This window comes from Shinella sp. 838 (assembly GCF_029623935.1).
GTDB lineage: Bacteria > Pseudomonadota > Alphaproteobacteria > Rhizobiales > Rhizobiaceae > Shinella.
In genome coordinates this window covers 138,509-154,789 of record NZ_JARSBQ010000006.1, presented here as the reverse complement: position 1 = coordinate 154,789, position 16,281 = coordinate 138,509, and the positions used below count along the sequence as shown (strand labels likewise).

At 66.9% G+C, this 16,281-nt stretch carries 13 protein-coding genes; 1 reads left to right on the top strand and 12 read right to left on the bottom strand.

The window, feature by feature from the left end:
- Nucleotides 1–63 precede the first annotated feature (63 nt).
- Nucleotides 64–906 carry a LysR family transcriptional regulator gene (locus P9A16_RS19360; RefSeq protein ID WP_023517342.1) on the bottom strand — a complete coding sequence of 281 codons (843 nt, stop codon included), beginning with the start codon at nucleotides 904–906 and terminating at the stop codon, nucleotides 64–66.
- A gap of 303 nt (nucleotides 907–1,209) precedes the next feature.
- On the opposite strand from P9A16_RS19360, the gene P9A16_RS19355 reads away from it, so the two are divergent.
- Nucleotides 1,210–2,226 (top strand): LacI family DNA-binding transcriptional regulator, encoded by a 1,017-nt coding sequence (locus P9A16_RS19355; protein WP_023517343.1) that lies wholly within the window; start codon nucleotides 1,210–1,212, stop codon nucleotides 2,224–2,226.
- Between the two features lie 77 nt (nucleotides 2,227–2,303).
- On the opposite strand, the gene P9A16_RS19350 is transcribed toward P9A16_RS19355, so the two are convergent.
- The 11 genes from P9A16_RS19350 to P9A16_RS19300 form a co-directional block, all read right to left on the bottom strand.
- Entirely contained in the window at nucleotides 2,304–3,893 is a 1,590-nt protein-coding gene (locus P9A16_RS19350) for a metallophosphoesterase family protein (protein WP_024270526.1), read from the bottom strand.
- Complete coding sequence (locus P9A16_RS19345; RefSeq protein WP_023517319.1) at nucleotides 3,890–4,531, bottom strand: dual specificity protein phosphatase family protein; 642 nt, start codon at nucleotides 4,529–4,531, stop codon at nucleotides 3,890–3,892. Before P9A16_RS19345 ends, P9A16_RS19350 begins: the two co-directional genes overlap by 4 nt.
- Nucleotides 4,528–5,373, bottom strand: coding sequence for an inositol monophosphatase family protein (locus P9A16_RS19340; protein WP_024270525.1), 846 nt, complete (start codon nucleotides 5,371–5,373; stop codon nucleotides 4,528–4,530). Before P9A16_RS19340 ends, P9A16_RS19345 begins: the two co-directional genes overlap by 4 nt.
- A gap of 96 nt (nucleotides 5,374–5,469) precedes the next feature.
- On the bottom strand, nucleotides 5,470–6,576 hold the full coding sequence (locus tag P9A16_RS19335) for an ABC transporter substrate-binding protein (RefSeq protein ID WP_023517333.1): 1,107 nt from the start codon (nucleotides 6,574–6,576) through the stop codon (nucleotides 5,470–5,472).
- A gap of 72 nt (nucleotides 6,577–6,648) precedes the next feature.
- Entirely contained in the window at nucleotides 6,649–7,770 is a 1,122-nt protein-coding gene (locus tag P9A16_RS19330) for an ABC transporter ATP-binding protein (RefSeq protein ID WP_023517334.1), read from the bottom strand.
- Nucleotides 7,770–9,596, bottom strand: coding sequence for an ABC transporter permease (locus P9A16_RS19325; protein WP_024270524.1), 1,827 nt, complete (start codon nucleotides 9,594–9,596; stop codon nucleotides 7,770–7,772). Before P9A16_RS19325 ends, P9A16_RS19330 begins: the two co-directional genes overlap by 1 nt.
- Before the next feature lie 222 nt (nucleotides 9,597–9,818).
- Nucleotides 9,819–10,619, bottom strand: coding sequence for an inositol monophosphatase family protein (locus P9A16_RS19320; protein WP_023517449.1), 801 nt, complete (start codon nucleotides 10,617–10,619; stop codon nucleotides 9,819–9,821).
- A 67-nt stretch (nucleotides 10,620–10,686) separates the two neighbouring features.
- Nucleotides 10,687–11,748, bottom strand: coding sequence for an ABC transporter ATP-binding protein (locus tag P9A16_RS19315; protein ID WP_024270523.1), 1,062 nt, complete (start codon nucleotides 11,746–11,748; stop codon nucleotides 10,687–10,689).
- Nucleotides 11,745–13,958: an ABC transporter permease gene (locus P9A16_RS19310; RefSeq protein ID WP_023515869.1), complete on the bottom strand. Its 2,214-nt coding sequence runs from the start codon at nucleotides 13,956–13,958 to the stop codon at nucleotides 11,745–11,747. The genes P9A16_RS19315 and P9A16_RS19310 overlap by 4 nt, the downstream gene beginning before the upstream one ends.
- A 72-nt stretch (nucleotides 13,959–14,030) precedes the next feature.
- Nucleotides 14,031–15,059, bottom strand: coding sequence for an ABC transporter substrate-binding protein (locus P9A16_RS19305; RefSeq protein WP_023515868.1), 1,029 nt, complete (start codon nucleotides 15,057–15,059; stop codon nucleotides 14,031–14,033).
- A gap of 122 nt (nucleotides 15,060–15,181) precedes the next feature.
- A complete protein-coding gene (locus P9A16_RS19300) occupies nucleotides 15,182–16,204 on the bottom strand; it encodes an ABC transporter substrate-binding protein (RefSeq protein WP_023515867.1) in 1,023 nt (340 codons plus the stop codon).
- Between the last annotated feature and the right edge of the window lie 77 nt (nucleotides 16,205–16,281).

The window sequence follows — 16,281 nt, the reverse complement described above, 5'->3', positions numbered from 1 at the left end:
TCCGTTACCGCATGCCTGTTGCGAGCGGCGGAAAATCGCGTTGCAGCGCCGTCTCCCGTAACGTCAGGAAGAGACCTGCCGCAGGCCGCGCAGGGCCTCCTGCACATCGTGCCGGGCCTCGGCCGTTTCCGGATAGACGGCATAGGCCGGATAGGGGAATTCGGGGGCATCTTCCACCCGCTCAAGGTCGCCCGCTGCCAGATGGGGCGCGACGGTTCCCTTGCGGAAATAGCCCATGCCGCCCGTGCGCAGAATATAGTGGAGGGCGAGCGGACCGAAATCCACCTTCAGCGCCGGTTCGGCAAACCCCGCCGGCCCGAAACCGCCCTGCCCGGCAAATTGCGGCCCCCAGTCGACATGCACATAGTCCGGCGGACCGCTCTCTCCCGAGCTGGCAACCCTGCGCACCAGCACGAGCCGTTCCTCTTCCATCAGCTCGACCTTGAAGCCCGGCATCAGCTTCGGCGCGTAGAGCACGGCGACATCGAGCACGCCGGTGCGCAGCTGCTCGAGCAGCTGGTCGGGCATGCCGACGGCGGCATGAATGGCGATGGCAGGGCAATTGCCCTTCATCCAGACCAGCCAGTCGAGCATCAGCGGGTTCCACAGGCTCATCTCGCCGCCCACCGCCACGACCGAGGTTCGACCCGGTGGCACGGTGAGCTGCTGGCGTGCCCGCTCCCAGACCTGGACGAAGGATTGCGCGAAACGCTCGAATTCGCGGCCGGCAGCGGTCAATGCGGCTCCGTTGCGCGTGCGCACGAAAAGCTTGCGCCCCAGCGCCTCCTCCAGCGTGCGGATGCGCGCACTCACCGTCGTCTGGGTGATGTGCAGCCGCTCGGAAGCCTTCAGGAAGCTGCCGGTATGGACGATCTCGAGGAAGGTGCGCGCCCGGTCGATATCCATGGAATTCCCCGTTGAGTGCAATTATTTTGCCTTCATACAGGATTTGATGCGGCTTGCCTTCCGTCTTTCCGCTGGCCGAGCCTTCCGACTGCGGGAAGCGGCGGACCATCGTGTCGACGCGCATGACGTCGGCGTGAGCGCTCTTTGCACAGCCGTGCGAAAACCCGTGAGGGGCCTGGCATGAAAGTGCGGGAATGCTCCGCATGATTTCCGGTTTTTCTGGAGAAATCTGCTCCGGCGCCGCTTTGCACAGGGCGAAGAATATGCGCAAGTAGGCGTAGACGCCACCGGAGGCAGGAAGACGTGTCGACACCCAGATCCAGGCCGAAAAAGGCCTCGGTCAGCGCCATTCGCGTGGCCGAGCTCGCGGGCGTCTCGCGCTCGGCCGTCTCGCGCACCTTCACCGACGGGGCCAGCGTTTCGCCGGCAACGCGTGCCAAGGTGCTCGCGGCGGCGGAAAAACTCGGATACCACGTCAACCATCTGGCGCGCGGGCTGATCCATCACCGGTCCGGCATCGTCTGCATGATCGTGGCGGAACTTCAGGCGCCTTTCCACTCCAATGTGGTGGAGGTCACCACGCGCAAGCTGCAGGCGATCGGCAAGGTGGTGATGGTGCTGAATACCGCCGGCCAGCCGGACAATGTCGAGGCGGCCCTGCGCCAGACGCTGAACTACCGGGCGGACGCCACGGTGGTGGTGTCAGGTGCCCCGCCCGTCTCGCTGATCGAGACCTGCATCGAGAACGGCCAGCGCGTGATCCTCATCAACCGCGACGATCCGATCGAGGGGCCGGAGATCGTGCTGGTGGACAACGAGAGCGCGGCGCGCGAAGCCTGCCTCATGCTGCACCGCGCCGGCTGCCGGCGCCTTGCCGTGGTCAGCTCGACGGCCGGCACGCCGAGCATCGTGACGCGCGAACAGTCCTTCGTCGCCGCTGCCGCCGAGCTCGGGCTTGAAGCCCAGGTCAGCCGTGCCGGGCCGACCAGCTACGCGACCGGCGCGGAGGGCGCCCGCCAGCTGCTCGGGGCCTCCAGCCGACCGGACGGCGTGTTCTGCGTCACCGACCTGCTGGCGCTCGGCTTCATGGATGTGGCCCGGCTGGAATTCCGCCTCGACATCCCCGAGGCGCTCTGCGTCGTCGGCTTCGACGATATCCCGCAGGCGGGCTGGATCGGCTACAACCTCACCACCTTCCGCCAGCCGATCGGCGCGATCGCCGACCATATCGTCGCCATCATCGAGAAGGACGAGGCCGAGCCCGCCCCGCCCAAGCGCCTGCCGACGCAGGTCGCCTGGCGCAAGAGCGTACGGCCCTAGAACCTGACAGGTTCTAGGTTTCTTTGTGTTCGTTTGTCTCTTCGGGAAAACCGGTTCCCACTTTTCCCTGACAAACTCTAAAGTGCCCTTACGGCAAGGTCGGGCAGGCTGAGGGAGAAATCCCGGTTCGGCGGGCGTTCGAGATAGGCGCGCATCATGCGCAGCAGCGTGGCGAAGCGGGCCGGCAGGCCGTCGCCCTCGATATGCGGCGCCCTTGCGCAGAGGTCCCGATAGAAAGCCAGCCGGTCGGTCGCGATGTCCGCATGGCTGAGTTCACCCGCCTTGCGCAGCCGATACCAGTCCTCGACGAGTGCGCCGAGGCCGAAGGTCGGCGCGCCGGCGCGGTCGAACCCAAGCGCTTCAAGAAGATCGGCGACCGTCGCCGTGCGCGCGAACTCCACCATCTCGCGCGGCCATTCGCGTGCGAGATAGCGCCCGTGCACGAGATTGACCAGATGGCGGCTGAGGAAGGCGCCATGATCGGCCGCCGAACTGGCGGCAGGCTCCTCCGCTCCTTCCCGCGCCGCCTCGGCGCGATAGGCCGCAAAGGCTGCGTCATGGCCGGGCACCTGCCGCAGCGAGAGCGTGCGGATCTCGCTGCGATCGGTATGGAGATCGACGATCTTCAGGCCCGGCCCGTAGCCGACCGGCGAGGGAACCGCGATATTGACGAAGCGCCCCGCGCCCGTCTCGTGCCGCGCCGTGTCGTTGACATGAAGATGGCCGGAAAAATGCAGGGGAACGCCGGTGGCGGCAAACGCATCGGCCACCGCGGCCGTCGGCGCGCGGCGGGCAAGGCCGGTGGCGCCGAACAGCGCGACCTCCTCGCTCGACACGCCGCCGAGCGGATCGAGCGCCGGATAATGCGAGAAGGCGACGAGCCGCTTGCCCTTGTCCTTCGCCCGTGCCGCCACGTCCGCCATCCAGGCAAAGAGATGGGCGCGATGCGCGAGCACCGCCCGCCAGCCGCCGTCGGTCGGATCGTGGAACTGGGCAGGATCGGCAAGATCGTCCGCCCCGTCGCGCGGCACGCAGACATTGGCGTCGATGGCGAGCACCCAGAGGCCTTCCACCGGCTCGACGAGATAGGAGGAATCGATCATCCGGCAGCGCGTGCCGCCGTCCGGGCTCACCGCTTCGTAACTGCGGGCCGACCAGGCAGGGTCGGTGCCGAAGGGGCTTTCCCAGTGGAGATCGCCGGCTTCCGGCGTGAAGCCGAGGCCGGAAAGCATAGCAAGCGCCTCCGCCGTGCCGAGCGTTGCCGCCTCCGGGCAATCGGCGCTGCGCAGGAGCAGCGGCGTGCCGTCGGTCATGAGGAAGCTCTTGTCCTGCGGCCGGCCGGCAAGGGCATAGAAATCGTGGTTGCCGGGGGTCATCAGCACGCGGATGCCATGGCGCTCCCGATACTCCGCAACAAGGGCAAGCGCGGCGCGGATATTCGGCCGCTGGCCGTCGTCGGTGAGGTCGCCGACGAGGAGCACGATCTTCGCGCCTGACGCGGCGACGCGGTCCAGCGCCGCGCGGAAGGCGGGGATGCTCTCGTTGAAGACGCGGGTCGAGGCGGCGGTCTCGGCGAAGCTGCGGATGGCGCCGGGCAGGCCCGAACCGTCCGGCATCCAGGCACAATCATGCACATGCGGATCGGCAATGACGGCGATGCGGATCATGCGGTGGCCCTTGCGGGGGCGGCAGCGCGGGCACGGTCGGCCTCGACGAGGCGCACCCAGCCGGCGGCGCTTTCGGCGGCGGCGACCAGCATGGGCTTCGGCGTCTCGTGCCATTCGTCGGGGTGCAGCGCGCGCTTCACCCGCACATGGTCGACGGCGGAGGCGAGTGTCGGGAATTCGCCGGGGATCTGCAGGTGCAGCAGCAGCGCGGCGAGGATCACCGAGCGGGAACGCCCGGCCCGGCAGTTGACCAGCACGTTGCCGCGCTCGCGCATCGGGTAGCTCGGCTTTTCTGGAAGTATCTGCTGCAGCGCGCCGAGCAGCTGGTAGTAACCGGCGAGGAACATCGTTTCGGGATTGCCGGGACCGTCGACAATGCCGAGCTTGTAGTAGCGGATGGGTGCCGGGCCGTAGCCGACGCGGCTGTCATGCGAGACCTCGTCGGGCGCCGCGACATAGTTGAAGTCGAGATTGACCGCGCAGTTGAGCACGGTGGAAATGCCGTTCTCGCGCAGCAGCGGTACGTCCGATGCTCCCTCGCGGCCGCCGACGAAGAGATCGACGCCGAAGCCCGGCAGGTTTTCGTAGACGCGGCTGATCGACGGGCGATCGTAATGGCGGGTTTTCTTTTCGGTCATGCGGTTCTCCGATGCTCTTCTTCCGCTGCGGCCAGAAGGTCCGGCCCGGCGAGAAGGGGAATGCCTGTCGCCTCCGACAGGGTGGCGGCGACGCCCGGCGCGGCGGCCAGCACGGCAGCGCCGGCGGTCAGCCCGCCGATCGACAGGAACGGCCCCGTCACCCCGCCGGCCTCGCGCACGAGAAGTAGACCGGCAAGGCAATCCCAGGAATTCATGTGCAGCTCCGCATAGCCATCGCTGCGCCCGTCCGCAACATAGGCGAGCCCCAGCGCTCCGCAGGCGCCGCGCCGGACATTGCTGCCCGCCTCATAGAGCGCGTTGAGCGCGCCGATATAGCGGGAGAGCGGCCGGCGGTTCGACCAGCCCATCTCGAAGGAGGTTGCGGTGATGTCGGTCGTGGCGGAAACGTGGATCGGCTTGCCGTTGAGGGTAGCCCCGCGACCGAGGCGGGCGAAATAGACCTCGTCCAGCACGGGGTTGACGATGGCGCCGAGCTGCACCTCGCCGTCCGCGATGAAGGCGATGGCGACGCAGAAATGCGGGATCGCGCGGGCGAAATTGGCCGTGCCGTCGATGGGATCGACCACCCAGGCCTGGCGGCCCGGCTCGCCGCCGCCCTCCTCGCCGAGGAAGCCGTCCTCGGGGAAGGCGTCGGAAATCCGGGCGCGCAGATGATCCTCCACCTGCCCGTCGGTTTCCGTCAGGTAATCCTGCGGGCCCTTCATGCTGATCGCCTGCCCCGTCTGCCGGGCAAAGCCCGCGCGGGCGAGATCCGCCGCCTCGTGGACCAGGTCGTGCAGGAAGGCCTCCCGGCGATCGATCGCCCCGTCGTCAATGCTCATGCGCCCTGTCTTTCCTGCCCTGTTCGTCGTTTTCGGTTCGTCAGTCCCGCCGCAAAGGCGGCAGGCGGGCCGCGGCCCGGCCCGCCCATCTTTCGCTCAGCGCTTGTAGTGGACGCGCCAGAAATCCTGCCAGTCCTGCCGGCTGTCCCAGTCTTCGAGGCCCGTCGCGGGGTCGTAGATCAGCAGCGTTTCAAGATGTTTGCCGATGCCCGACGGCTCGTCGGCGGGCAGGCCCACGCTGCGATTGCTCGACATCTTGCCATCGTCGGTCTGCGGTGCGATGCCCTCGGCCGTCATGGCGTAGTGGACGAAGAGCTTCGCCGTATTCGGGCTGTCCGAGCCCTTGACGATGACGCCGACCGTCGGGTTGGCGAAACCGATGATCGGATCCACCCCGGCGCAAAGGCCGAGCGTGAAGCCCTTGCCCGCATTGTCGCGGAACTTGGCGGAGGAGACGAGGCCGATGAAGGGCTCGCTCTGGCCGGGCGCGGCGACGGCCTCGGCGGCGGCGGAATCCGAATCCGTCAGCAGCGGGCCGTTGGCCGCCAGCGCCGCCACGAAGGCTTGCGTCGCGCTGCCGAGGTCGCTTTCCAGCTTCTTGCCGTACTGCTTCTCGTAGGCGGCGGCGATCTTGTCGTCGATGCGGCTGCGCATCTGGTTGAACCAGTCGGTGTAGGACGGCTTGCCGAGCGGGTCCTGCATCGCGACCTTGCCCTTCCACTCCGCCTCGGTGAGCTGCCAAATGTTGGTGATCGGGCACTTGTCGTAGAGCTTGGTGTTGTAGGCGAGGAAGTTGGGGCTCGACACGACGAGCAGCGGGTTGTGGGCCTCGGGCGAGATGTCCTTGGCGAGATCCGGCGGCACCCAGTTTTCCACGAAGCCGGCGGGCATCAGCTGGCCGACCACCGCCGAGGGGTCGGAGATGAAGGACACGTCCGTCTGGATGTTGCCCGACTGGGATTCGCGGATGATCGTCTCGAGCTGCGCGGTCGCCTTGGATTTGGCGCCCTCCGCCTTCAACCCGTATTTGGCGTTGAACGCCTCGACCATGTCGACGATCTTGCCGGTGCTGTCATAGACCGACAGCGGCGGCTCCTTCTTTGCCGCCTCGATGAGGGCGTCGAGATTGAACTCTTCCGCCAGCGCCCCGCCGGCCATGCCGAGCACAAGGGCGACACCCGCCAGTAAACCGTATTTCCGCATGCTCTCCTCCTCCAGCTTCGCCCCATCCGTCTCTTCCCATCGGACGGCGCGGGTTTCAGTTTCCGTTTCGGTTCAGGCGGCCTGCGCCAGCGTGTCGTCGGCGCCGGCGAGCCTCAGGCCCGCCGCGTCGAAGACGTGCATGGCCGTCGGCCGTGCGTGTACGAAGACCCGCTCGCCGCCCTTCAGCACCGGGCATTCGGTGGTGGTGGCGAAAAGGGCGCGGCCGTCGACCTTCAGTTCGATGATCCAGCTTCCGCCGGTCGGCAGGATGCCGGTAACCTCGGCCGCATGGCGGAAGCTGTCGCCGGGAACGGCAGCCTCCGAGCGCGCGATCTGCAGGGCCTCGGGCCGAAAGCCCACCGAGCCGACCCCCGCGCTCTCGCCGAGCCGACCGGCGAGCCAATGCGATGCGGCGCGATCCAGCGTATGGCCGGTCGCGGTTTCGAGAATGTTGATCGGCGGACTGCCGACGAATTCGGCGACGAAGCGGTTTGCCGGCCGGTCGTAGATGTCGTTGGGCGTGCCGAGCTGCTGCAACCGGCCCTCGTTCATGACGGCGATGGAGGTGGCGAGCGTCATCGCCTCCCACTGGTCGTGCGTGACGAAGACGATGGTGGTGCGGAAGGCGGCGTGGATGCGCTTCAGTTCGGCGCGCATTTCGAGCCTCAGGCGCGCGTCAAGGTTGGACAGCGGCTCGTCGAGCAGCAACACCCCGGGATTGACCGCCAGCATGCGGGCGAGCGCCACACGCTGCTGCTGGCCGCCGGAGAGCTGCGAGGGATAGCGGTGCCGGTACTTCTCGATATCCAGCGCCTTCATGACCTCGGTGACGCGCGCCTCGCGCTCGGCCTTCGGCATCTTGCGCAGGCGCAGGCCGAAATCCGTGTTGCGCTCGATGGTGAGATGCGGCCAGAGCGCATAGGACTGGAAGACGAGGCCCATGCCGCGCTTTTCCGGGCCGATGAAGGCACCGCGCGCCGGGCTGTCGACGATCTTCCCGCCGACGCCGATCTCGCCGTCGGTCAGGTTCTCCAGCCCCGCGATCATGCGCAGCGTCGTCGTCTTGCCGCAGCCGGAGGGCCCGAGCAGGCACATGAACTCGCCGTCCCCGATGTGGAGGTCGAGGTCGCTCACCGCGTTGGGCGAGCCGGCGCCGTAGGATTTCTGCACATGGCTGAGAACGATATCGGGCATCAGTTTCCAAGTCCCTCGGCAAGGTTGGTGCGGGTGAGCCGCTGGGCGAGCACCGTGCCGCCATAGGCAAGGCCGGCGATGATCAGCACCACGGCATTGGCGGCCTGGGTATAGTTGTAGTCCACGAGGCGCAGCGAGAAGGTCGTCAGCACGTCCGTGGCGGGCACGGCGAGGATGACGAAGAGGCTGAGCCCCTTGATGCCCGAGATGAAGGGCAGGAGGATGCCGGTGACGAGCGAGCCCTTCTGGATCGGGATGACGATTGATGTCATGCGGCGGAACCAGCCGGCGCCGACGATCTGCGCTGCCTCCTCCGGATCCTTGCCGAGCTGCATCATGGCCGAAATGCCGGCGCGGGACGCATAGGGCATCTGGTCCGCCATCAGCGCGAGGATGAGGATCAGCGTCGTGCCGTAGAGGCCGGGGATCGGCCCGCGCTGCACGGCGAAAAGCGAGAGATAGGCCGCGGCAAAGGCGATGCCGGGCACCAGATAGGGCATGAAGGTGACCTGCCGCAGGAAGATCGCCAGCGGCCGGATGGTGGTGCGCACCACGACATAGCCCGTCAGCACGCCGAGGATGCCCGAGCAGATGGAGGCGATACCGACGATCGAAATCGTGTTCCACGCCGCCTGCCAGAGATCGGGGCTGAGCAGGATGCCGGTGCGCATGGCGACCGTCGGCAGGTCCTGGCCGATCCAGTAGTCGAGCGTGAAGTTCGACAGGGCGAAGCTGCCGGGCTGGTGCATGACCGTCGAAAGCGCCAGCGTCAGGAGGGGCATGCCGACCGAGACGACGAAGATGGCGGCGGCAAAGCCGCTGGCCGGCCAGCGCCAGGATTTCAGCCGCGACAGCCGGTTCATCGCGCCCTTGGAGCCGACGGTGACGAAGCGGCGCGCCTCGCGGGCGAGATGCGCGTCGATCATGATGGCCAGCACGCCGATCAGCATGATGGCGCCGGCGAGCACGCCCGCAACGCCGGTCTGGCGCGAGCCGATGGACCGGTAGAGCGAGGTCGCCAGCACGTCGAACTTCACCGGCAGGCCGAGCACATAGGGCACGCCGAACTCGCCGAGGCATTTGGCGAAGATGAGCAGCACGGCTGACAGCAGCGCGGGGCGCATCAGCGGCAGGATGATCTGCAGGGCGACCACCCGGCCCGGCGCACCGAGAATGCGCGCGCTGTCCTCCAGCTGGCTGTCGAAGCGGCGCAACGCCGAGCCGAACAGCAGGACGACGAAGGGCGTGTAGTGCAGCGCGAGGATGATGGTGATCGGCACCTGGCCATAGGCGAGCCAGTCCGGCGGCGTCAGGCCCACCGCCTCGAACCAGCCCGGCTGGCCGCCGACGGTGCGGTTCTTGAACAGCGTGGTCCAGGCGAGCGCGAAGGTCCAGGCCGGCAGCATGTAGGGCACGATGAGGGCGGTGGCGAACCAGCGGCGGCCGAACATGTCGGTGCGCGCGATCAGCCACGCGAGAATGCCGCCCACCGACAGCGAGATGGCAATGGCGCCGAAGGCGACCTTCAGCGTGTTGAGGAGCGGTTCCCAGAAGAGATCGTGCGCGACCGGCGAAGCGAAGGCGCGGTAGAGGTAGTAGGCGGTGAAGCTGCCCGTTTCGCCTGCCGTGCGCCGCTCGTCACCGAACTGCACGGTCGCCGCGTCCGCAAGGATCGACAGGATCGGCACGACGATGAGATAGGCGAACAGCGCCGCCATCAGGACGGCGATGACAGTCGTCGGCTCGCGCAGCGCCAGCCGCAACCGGTAGCGCCAGCGCGCGCCGCCAACGGGCGCCGGCGCTACAGTCGCATCAGAGGCGGCCATGAAGCCCGCCTTGTGCGCTGCGGCACGTTCTTCCGACAGTGTTCGCAAAGCCGTGCAATGTTTCCTCCCCTGCCCGCTTTCGCCGGCCACCGCACCGAATTTGACCAAATCGGGAATGTTTCCTCCCATCCCGATTGATCATTGGGTGCAGTCAATCACTGAGGGTCGGTGCTTGTCAATATAATATTGCACAGCCGTGCATTGATGCGCAAAGCCGGCCTGCTAGGTGAGCCCGGCCAGCCTTTCGAGGTCGGCGCGGGCGCCCGGGCCGGCGGCGACGACCGGCCCGCCCCTGGTCAATTGCTCGCCCTCCACCGGGAAGGGATGATGCCAGCCGCCGGCCTCCTTCACGAGGCAATAGCCGGCAAGGCAATCCCAGGCGTGCATGTAGGGCTCGTAGTAGCCGACGAGCCGGCCGGCCGCGACATAGGCGAGCATCAGCGCACCGGAGCCGTTGCGGATGAAGGTGCCGCCTGCCTGCAGCAGCCGGCGGATGATGTCGGCCATGGCGTCCGGCGTCACATGGCTGTTGGCGCCGATGCCGGTCATGGCGTTGCGCACGTTGCGGGTGGGATCCAGCGTCAGGACCTTGCCGTTGAGCTTGGCGCCCCGGCCGGCGGCGGCGGCATAGAGCTCGTTGTGGCAAGGCGCGCCGATGACGCCGATGACGGGCTCATTGTCGTGCAGCACGGCGATCGAGACGCACCAGGTCGGCATGCCGCTGACGAAAGGCGCGGTGCCGTCAATGGGATCGACCACCCAGGTGTAGCCGGAGCTGCCGGCCGTGTGGCCGAACTCCTCACCGAGGAAGCCGTCCCCGGGGAACGTCGCCTCGACCCGCTCGCGGATCAGCTTTTCCACGGTGCGGTCGGCGATGGAGACGACATCCTGCGGGTCGCGCTTTGTCTCGATCACCAGGCTGTCGCGACGGTTGAAATAATCGAGTGCCATGGCTCCCGCCTCCTGGGCGATGGCCTTGGCGAGGACGAAGCGTCTGTCTAGGTCCGTCTCTTGCGACGTCATGCTGTTTTCCTTGCATAAAAACAAAAAGATAGAGCGTTTCCGCGATTCGAAGAAAAGTGGACTTGCTCTAGTTGCTGATGAGGGCGATGCCGCGGCCCTTGAAGCCGAGCGTGGCGTCGGAGGCAGCGGGCAGGATGCGGTCGACGGCATGGTCGACGATGAAGAGCGTGCCGACATCGGTTTCCACCTCGTATTCGACATGGTCGCCGAGATAGGCCGAGTGCAGGATGCGGCCGGCCAGCCCCTCGCCGCGGCCTTCGGCGAGCGTTACCGCGCCGGGGCGCACGGCAAGGCTGGCAGCGCCCGGCTTCGCCCGGCCGGCGGGCACGCGATGCTTCAGGCTGCCGATGCGGATGTCGGCCTCCGTGCCGTCGATGCCCAGGACCTCGCAGGCGATGACATTCGCCTCGCCCATGAAATCGGCGATGAAGGCGGAGGCGGGGAACTCGTAGAGATCGCGCGGGGCGCCGGACTGCGCGATCTCGCCATCCTTCATGACGATGATGCGGTCGGAGACGGCGAGCGCCTCGTCCTGGTCATGCGTGACATAGACGGCGGTGAAGCCGAGGCGTTGCTGAAGTTCGCGGATCTCCGTGCGCACCCGCCGGCGCAGGCGCGCGTCGAGGTTGGAGAGCGGCTCGTCGAGCAGAAGCACCTGCGGTTCCAACACCAGCGCGCGGGCGACGGCGACACGTTGCTGCTGGCCGCCGGAAAGTTCGGCCGGCAGGCGTCCGCCCATGCCGGCGAGGCCGACGAGCGCCAGCCCCTCCTCCGCCTTCTCCCGCGCCTCCTTGCGCGAGAGGCCGGAGGATTCGAGGCCATAGGCGACGTTGTCGAGCGAACTCATATGCGGAAAGAGCGCATAGGACTGGAAGACCATCGAGACGTCGCGCTCGTTGGCCGGCAGCATGGTGACGTCCTTGCCCCCGATGAGGATGCGCCCGGCCGTCGGATGTTCCAGCCCGGCGAGCATGCGCAGCGTCGTCGTCTTGCCGCAGCCGGAAGGGCCGAGCAGGGTGACGAGCGTGCCGGGCTCGATGGTGAGCGAGAGGTCGGGAATGGCGGTGAAGGCGCCGAAGGTCTTCTTCACGTTCTCGAACGTGACGGAACCGGCTTTCTGGTTGATCATGCGATTTTCTCCTGACGAGAGGGGGCAAGGCCGGCGACGCGGTTCTCACGGCGCAGGCGCCGTTCGCCCACGAGAAGCTGGAAGCCGGTGATGACCGTGATCATCACGACGATCAGCATGGAGGAATAGGCGATCGCCACGCCGTACTCGCCGTTCTCGACGAGGCCGACGATATAGGAGGTCGCCATGTTGTATTCGGCGCTGACGAGGAAGATGACGGCGCTGATCGAGGTGATGGCGCGCACGAAGGAATAGACGAGCGCGGCGGTGATGGCGGGCCGCAGGAGCGGCAGGATGACCTTGCGGATGGTGCGGAAGCTGCCGGCACGCAGCGTCAGCGAGGCCTCGTCCAGGCTCTTGTCGAGCTGGCTCATCGCCGCAATCCCGCCGCGCACGCCGACCGGCATGTTGCGGAAGACGAAGCAGGCGATGAGGATCAGTGCCGAGCCGGTCATCTCCAGCGGGGGCAGGTTGAAGGCCATGATGTAGCTGACGCCGATGACCGTGCCGGGAATGGCAAAGCTCATCATCAGCGCGAACTCGAAGACGTTCTTGCCGGTGAATTTCTGGCGCACGATGATGTAGGCCGTCAGAAGGCCGACGATGGCCGTCAGCGGTGCGGAGATCAGCGCGATCTCCATCGTCGTCCAGAACGAGTTCCAGGCAACGCCCGTCCAGGCGATGCCGCCGTCGAAGCCGATGGAGAAGGCCTTGGCGTAGTGGTCGAGCGTCAGCGAGTTGTCGAGGCCCCAGGTCTTCACGAAGCCGCCGACGAGGATCATGCCGTAGACGACCAGCGTGAACAGGCCCCAGGGGATGACGATGGCATGCACGCCGAGCGACACCCCGCGCGGCAGCGCGATATGCGCCCCGCTGTCGCCCTTGCCCGTCACGGTGGCGAAGTTCTTGCCCGACAGCCAGAAGCGCTGGGCGAGGAAGGCCGAGAGCGTGAAGACGAGCAGGACCGTGGCGAGCACGGCGGCGCGCGATGGGTCGTTCTGCGAGCCGACCACGGCGAAGAAGATCTCCGTCGAGAGCACGCCGTGGCTGCCGCCGAGCACCAGCGGATTGCCGAAATCGGCCATGCTCTCGATGAAGCCGATGAGGAAGGCATTGGCGAGGCCCGGCTTCATCAGGGGCAGCGAGACGCGCCGGAAGGTGCGCCAGCGGTCGGCGCGCAGTGTCGTGGAGGCCTCCTCCATCGACGGGCTGACACCCTCGACGACGCCGATCAGGACGAGGAAGGCGATCGGCGTGAAGGAGAGGACCTGCGCGATCCAGATGCCGGTGAGGCCGTAGAGCCAGCGGCCGGGCTCGATGCCGAAGAGATCGGAAAGCCCCTGTGTGACGACGCCCGCGCGGCCGAAGAGCAGCGTCAGCGCCAGGCCGATGACGAAGGGCGGCGTGATGATCGGCAGGATGGTGAGGAGGCGCAGGCCCTTCTTGTAGGGAAAGCGCGTGCGGGTGGCGACCAGCGCGAAGGCAAGGCCGAGCAGCGTCGAGCCGAGGCCCGTCATGATGGCGAGCCACAGGGTGCGCCAGGCGACGCCGCAGCGCCCGCCACCGATGACGCAGCTGAGGCTCCAGATGCCGGGATCCTGCATGTTGCGGATGAAGCCGTCCGGATTGAACGAGCCGTCGAAATCCTGCACCGAGCCGGCGAACATGCTGCCGATCGGATAGAAGACGAAGACCGCGACGAGGAAGACGAGCAGCGAGATGGCGCTGACGACGAAGGCATCGCCCTTCATCACGCCGCGCTCGGCAAGGCCGAAGGCGAAGAGAAGCACGAAGACGACCGCCGAGAGCACGGCCCCGGCGCCCATCGAGGGCTGGCCGTCCGAAAGCGCGCCGAACAGGCTTTCGCTCACCGTCCATGTCCAGCCGGAAAAGCCGATGGCAAGGCCCTGCAGCGACAGGAAGAGGATGCCGAGCGCGCCCAGAAAGGCGAGGGCTGCACCACGGCGCATCGGATCCGCCATGCTGCGCGCGGCGACCGCGAGAAGAAGAAGAAGCGCGCTACCGGCCAGCCACAGGCGGTCATGCACGGCGATCTGCACGAGGCCAGGCGCGGCCTCGGTGGAAAGAGGGAACCCGGCCAGCCAACCGAACCCGTAGAAGCCGCCGTCGATCCGGTACCAGGGCAGTAGGGTCAAAGTGACCACGCCCAGGATCAGGACCACGTCCAGCCTGCGATTGCCATGTCTCATGGCCGACCTCGCTGTGATTTGTCGTTTCGGGAAGACGGCGCCCGGAGGAGACGGGCGCCGTCCATCAGGCCGTCAGTTGGCGGCCGCGCCGACTTCACGGTCCCAGCGCTCCAGCAGCGCCTTGCGCTTGGCCGGGTCGCCATAGGTCTTGAAGTCGTAGTCGATCAGCTTGATGTCCTCGAAGCGCGGTGCCTCCTTCGGGATTTCGGCGCTCTTGTTGGACGGCAGCTGGAAGGATTTCGCATCCTTCATGCGCGACTGGACTTCCGGGGTCAGCGCCCAGTCGTACCAGACCTTGGCGTTGTCGAGGTTGCGCGCGCCCTTGACGATCGACATGGAGCCGATCTCGTAGCCGGTGCCCTCGCAGGGCGTGATCGACTTGACCGGGAAGCCTTCGGCCGTCTGCGTCACCGCGTCATGCACGAAGACGATGCCGAGCGCCGTCTCGCCGCGGGCCGCCGCCTTGACGGGTGCCGAGCCGGACTTGGTGTATTGCGAGATGTTGTCGTTGAGCTTCTTCAGGTAGTCGAAGGCCGGGTCCTCGCCCATGATCTGCACGAGGGAGGCGAGCGCCGTATAGGCGGTGCCGGAGGAGTTGGGGTTGGCAATCTGGATTTCGCCCTTCAGCTCGGGTGCCAGGAGATCGGCCCAGCAGACCGGCTCCTTGAAACCCTTCGCCTTGAAGATCTCGGTGTTGTAGCCCCAGCCGAGCGCACCGGCATAGATGCCGACCGTCTTGTAGCCCGCGCTTTCGGCCTGTTTCTTCGCCCAGTCGTTGAGTTCGTCGAGCTTCGGCGACTTGTATTCCAGGGTCAGGTTTTCCGAGGCGGCCTGGAGATGCGGATCGCCGGTGCCGCCCCACCAGATGTCGGTCTTCGGGTTGCGGGCCTCGGCGCGCACCTTGGCATAGGTCTCGCCCGAGGACAGGCGCACCATATTCACCTTGATGTCGCTGTGCGCCTTCTCGAAATCGCCCTTCATCTGCTCGCAGATGACGACGTCGGCCGAGCAGATGAGGTTGAGGTCGCCGGCCGCCTGCGCCGGCAGGGCGGCAAGCGCCGTTCCGGCGAAAAGCATGAGGGAAAGGGTCTTGGTCTTCATTGGGGCATCCTCCTGTTGCCTTGGTTTGAATCCTGGCGCGAACGGACATGCCGGGGCCATCGGGCTGCCCGCGGGCGGCTCGTTCGCGTTCTTGTCGATTTGGGTCTGTTTCCGGTCCTCGATCAGTTCGTTGCGGAGAGCACCGCGTCGAACCGTTTGAGCAGCCGATGTCGTTCTTCGGGCGTGCCGAAGGTGGCGAAGTCGTAGTCCACCATCTTGATCAGCGAGATGTCGGGCGCGGCGAGCGGCAGGCTCGCCATGGAATTCGAAGGTACCTGGTTCTGGCCGGCCGCGGCACCCGTCGCCTGGCCTTCCGGGCTCAGCGCGAAATCGACGAAGCGTTTTGCCGCTTCGACATGGCGCGCGCCCCTGACGATGCTGACGGCGCCGATCTCGTAGCCCGTACCTTCGCAGGGCGCGACGATGACCAGCGGGGACCCCGCCTGTTTCTGCGTGACCGCATCGTGCATGAAGGAAATGCCGATCAGCACCTCGCCCCGCGCCGCAGCCTTGACCGGGGCGGAGCCAGACGCCGTGTAGCGCTCGATGTTGCGGTTGAGCGCGGCGAGATAGCGGAAGGCCTCGTCCTCGCCGAAGAGCTGCACCAGCGTCGCCAGTGTCGTGAACGCAGTGCCGGAGGAGTTCGGATTGCCGCTCTGGATGCGGCCGCGATAGGCAATGTCCGCCAGGTCCTTCCAGCAGGTTGGCGCCGGCAGCTTCGCCGCGCGCAGCAGGTCGGCATTGTAGGCAAAGCCCAGCGCCCCGGCATAGATGCCGGCCGAGCGGCCGCCGGACATGGCGAAGAAGTTCTGCGCCCAGGGCAGCATGTCGCGCTCATGCGCCGGCTGGTAGGGCTCGAGCAGGTTTTCCGAACCGGCCTGCAGATGTGTGTCGCCCGTGCCGCCCCACCAGACGTCTATGGTGGGCGCGTCCTTTTCCGCGCGGATCTGGTTGAGGATGTCGCCGGTGCTCCGGCGCGTCATCGCGATCTCAAGGCCGGTCTCCGCCTCGTAGGCCTTCTGCATGGCGGCACACCACACCTCGTCCACACCGCACAGGACGGTGAGCGAAGGGGCCGTCATGCCGGCCGTGGCGGTCGCCAGCCACAGGGCCACGCCCGCGCCGAAAGCGCTGATGCCTCTCACGATGTTCCTCCCATTTGGAACGCCCTCCTCACTGCCGGACCTTCCAATCTCCGCGTTCAGGATGGCATATCCGCCGC

Excerpts from the sequence above, each read along its gene's own strand:
- P9A16_RS19360 (WP_023517342.1), bottom strand. The coding sequence starts at position 906 with ATGGATATCGACCGGGCGCGCACCTTCCTCGAGATCGTCCATACCGGC.
- P9A16_RS19350 (WP_024270526.1), bottom strand. The coding sequence starts at position 3,893 with ATGATCCGCATCGCCGTCATTGCCGATCCGCATGTGCATGATTGTGCC.
- P9A16_RS19345 (WP_023517319.1), bottom strand. The coding sequence starts at position 4,531 with ATGACCGAAAAGAAAACCCGCCATTACGATCGCCCGTCGATCAGCCGC.
- P9A16_RS19340 (WP_024270525.1), bottom strand. The coding sequence starts at position 5,373 with ATGAGCATTGACGACGGGGCGATCGATCGCCGGGAGGCCTTCCTGCAC.
- P9A16_RS19335 (WP_023517333.1), bottom strand. The coding sequence starts at position 6,576 with ATGCGGAAATACGGTTTACTGGCGGGTGTCGCCCTTGTGCTCGGCATG.
- P9A16_RS19330 (WP_023517334.1), bottom strand. The coding sequence starts at position 7,770 with ATGCCCGATATCGTTCTCAGCCATGTGCAGAAATCCTACGGCGCCGGC.
- P9A16_RS19325 (WP_024270524.1), bottom strand. The coding sequence starts at position 9,596 with ATGGCCGCCTCTGATGCGACTGTAGCGCCGGCGCCCGTTGGCGGCGCG.
- P9A16_RS19320 (WP_023517449.1), bottom strand. The coding sequence starts at position 10,619 with ATGACGTCGCAAGAGACGGACCTAGACAGACGCTTCGTCCTCGCCAAG.
- P9A16_RS19315 (WP_024270523.1), bottom strand. The coding sequence starts at position 11,748 with ATGATCAACCAGAAAGCCGGTTCCGTCACGTTCGAGAACGTGAAGAAG.
- P9A16_RS19310 (WP_023515869.1), bottom strand. The coding sequence starts at position 13,958 with ATGAGACATGGCAATCGCAGGCTGGACGTGGTCCTGATCCTGGGCGTG.
- P9A16_RS19305 (WP_023515868.1), bottom strand. The coding sequence starts at position 15,059 with ATGAAGACCAAGACCCTTTCCCTCATGCTTTTCGCCGGAACGGCGCTT.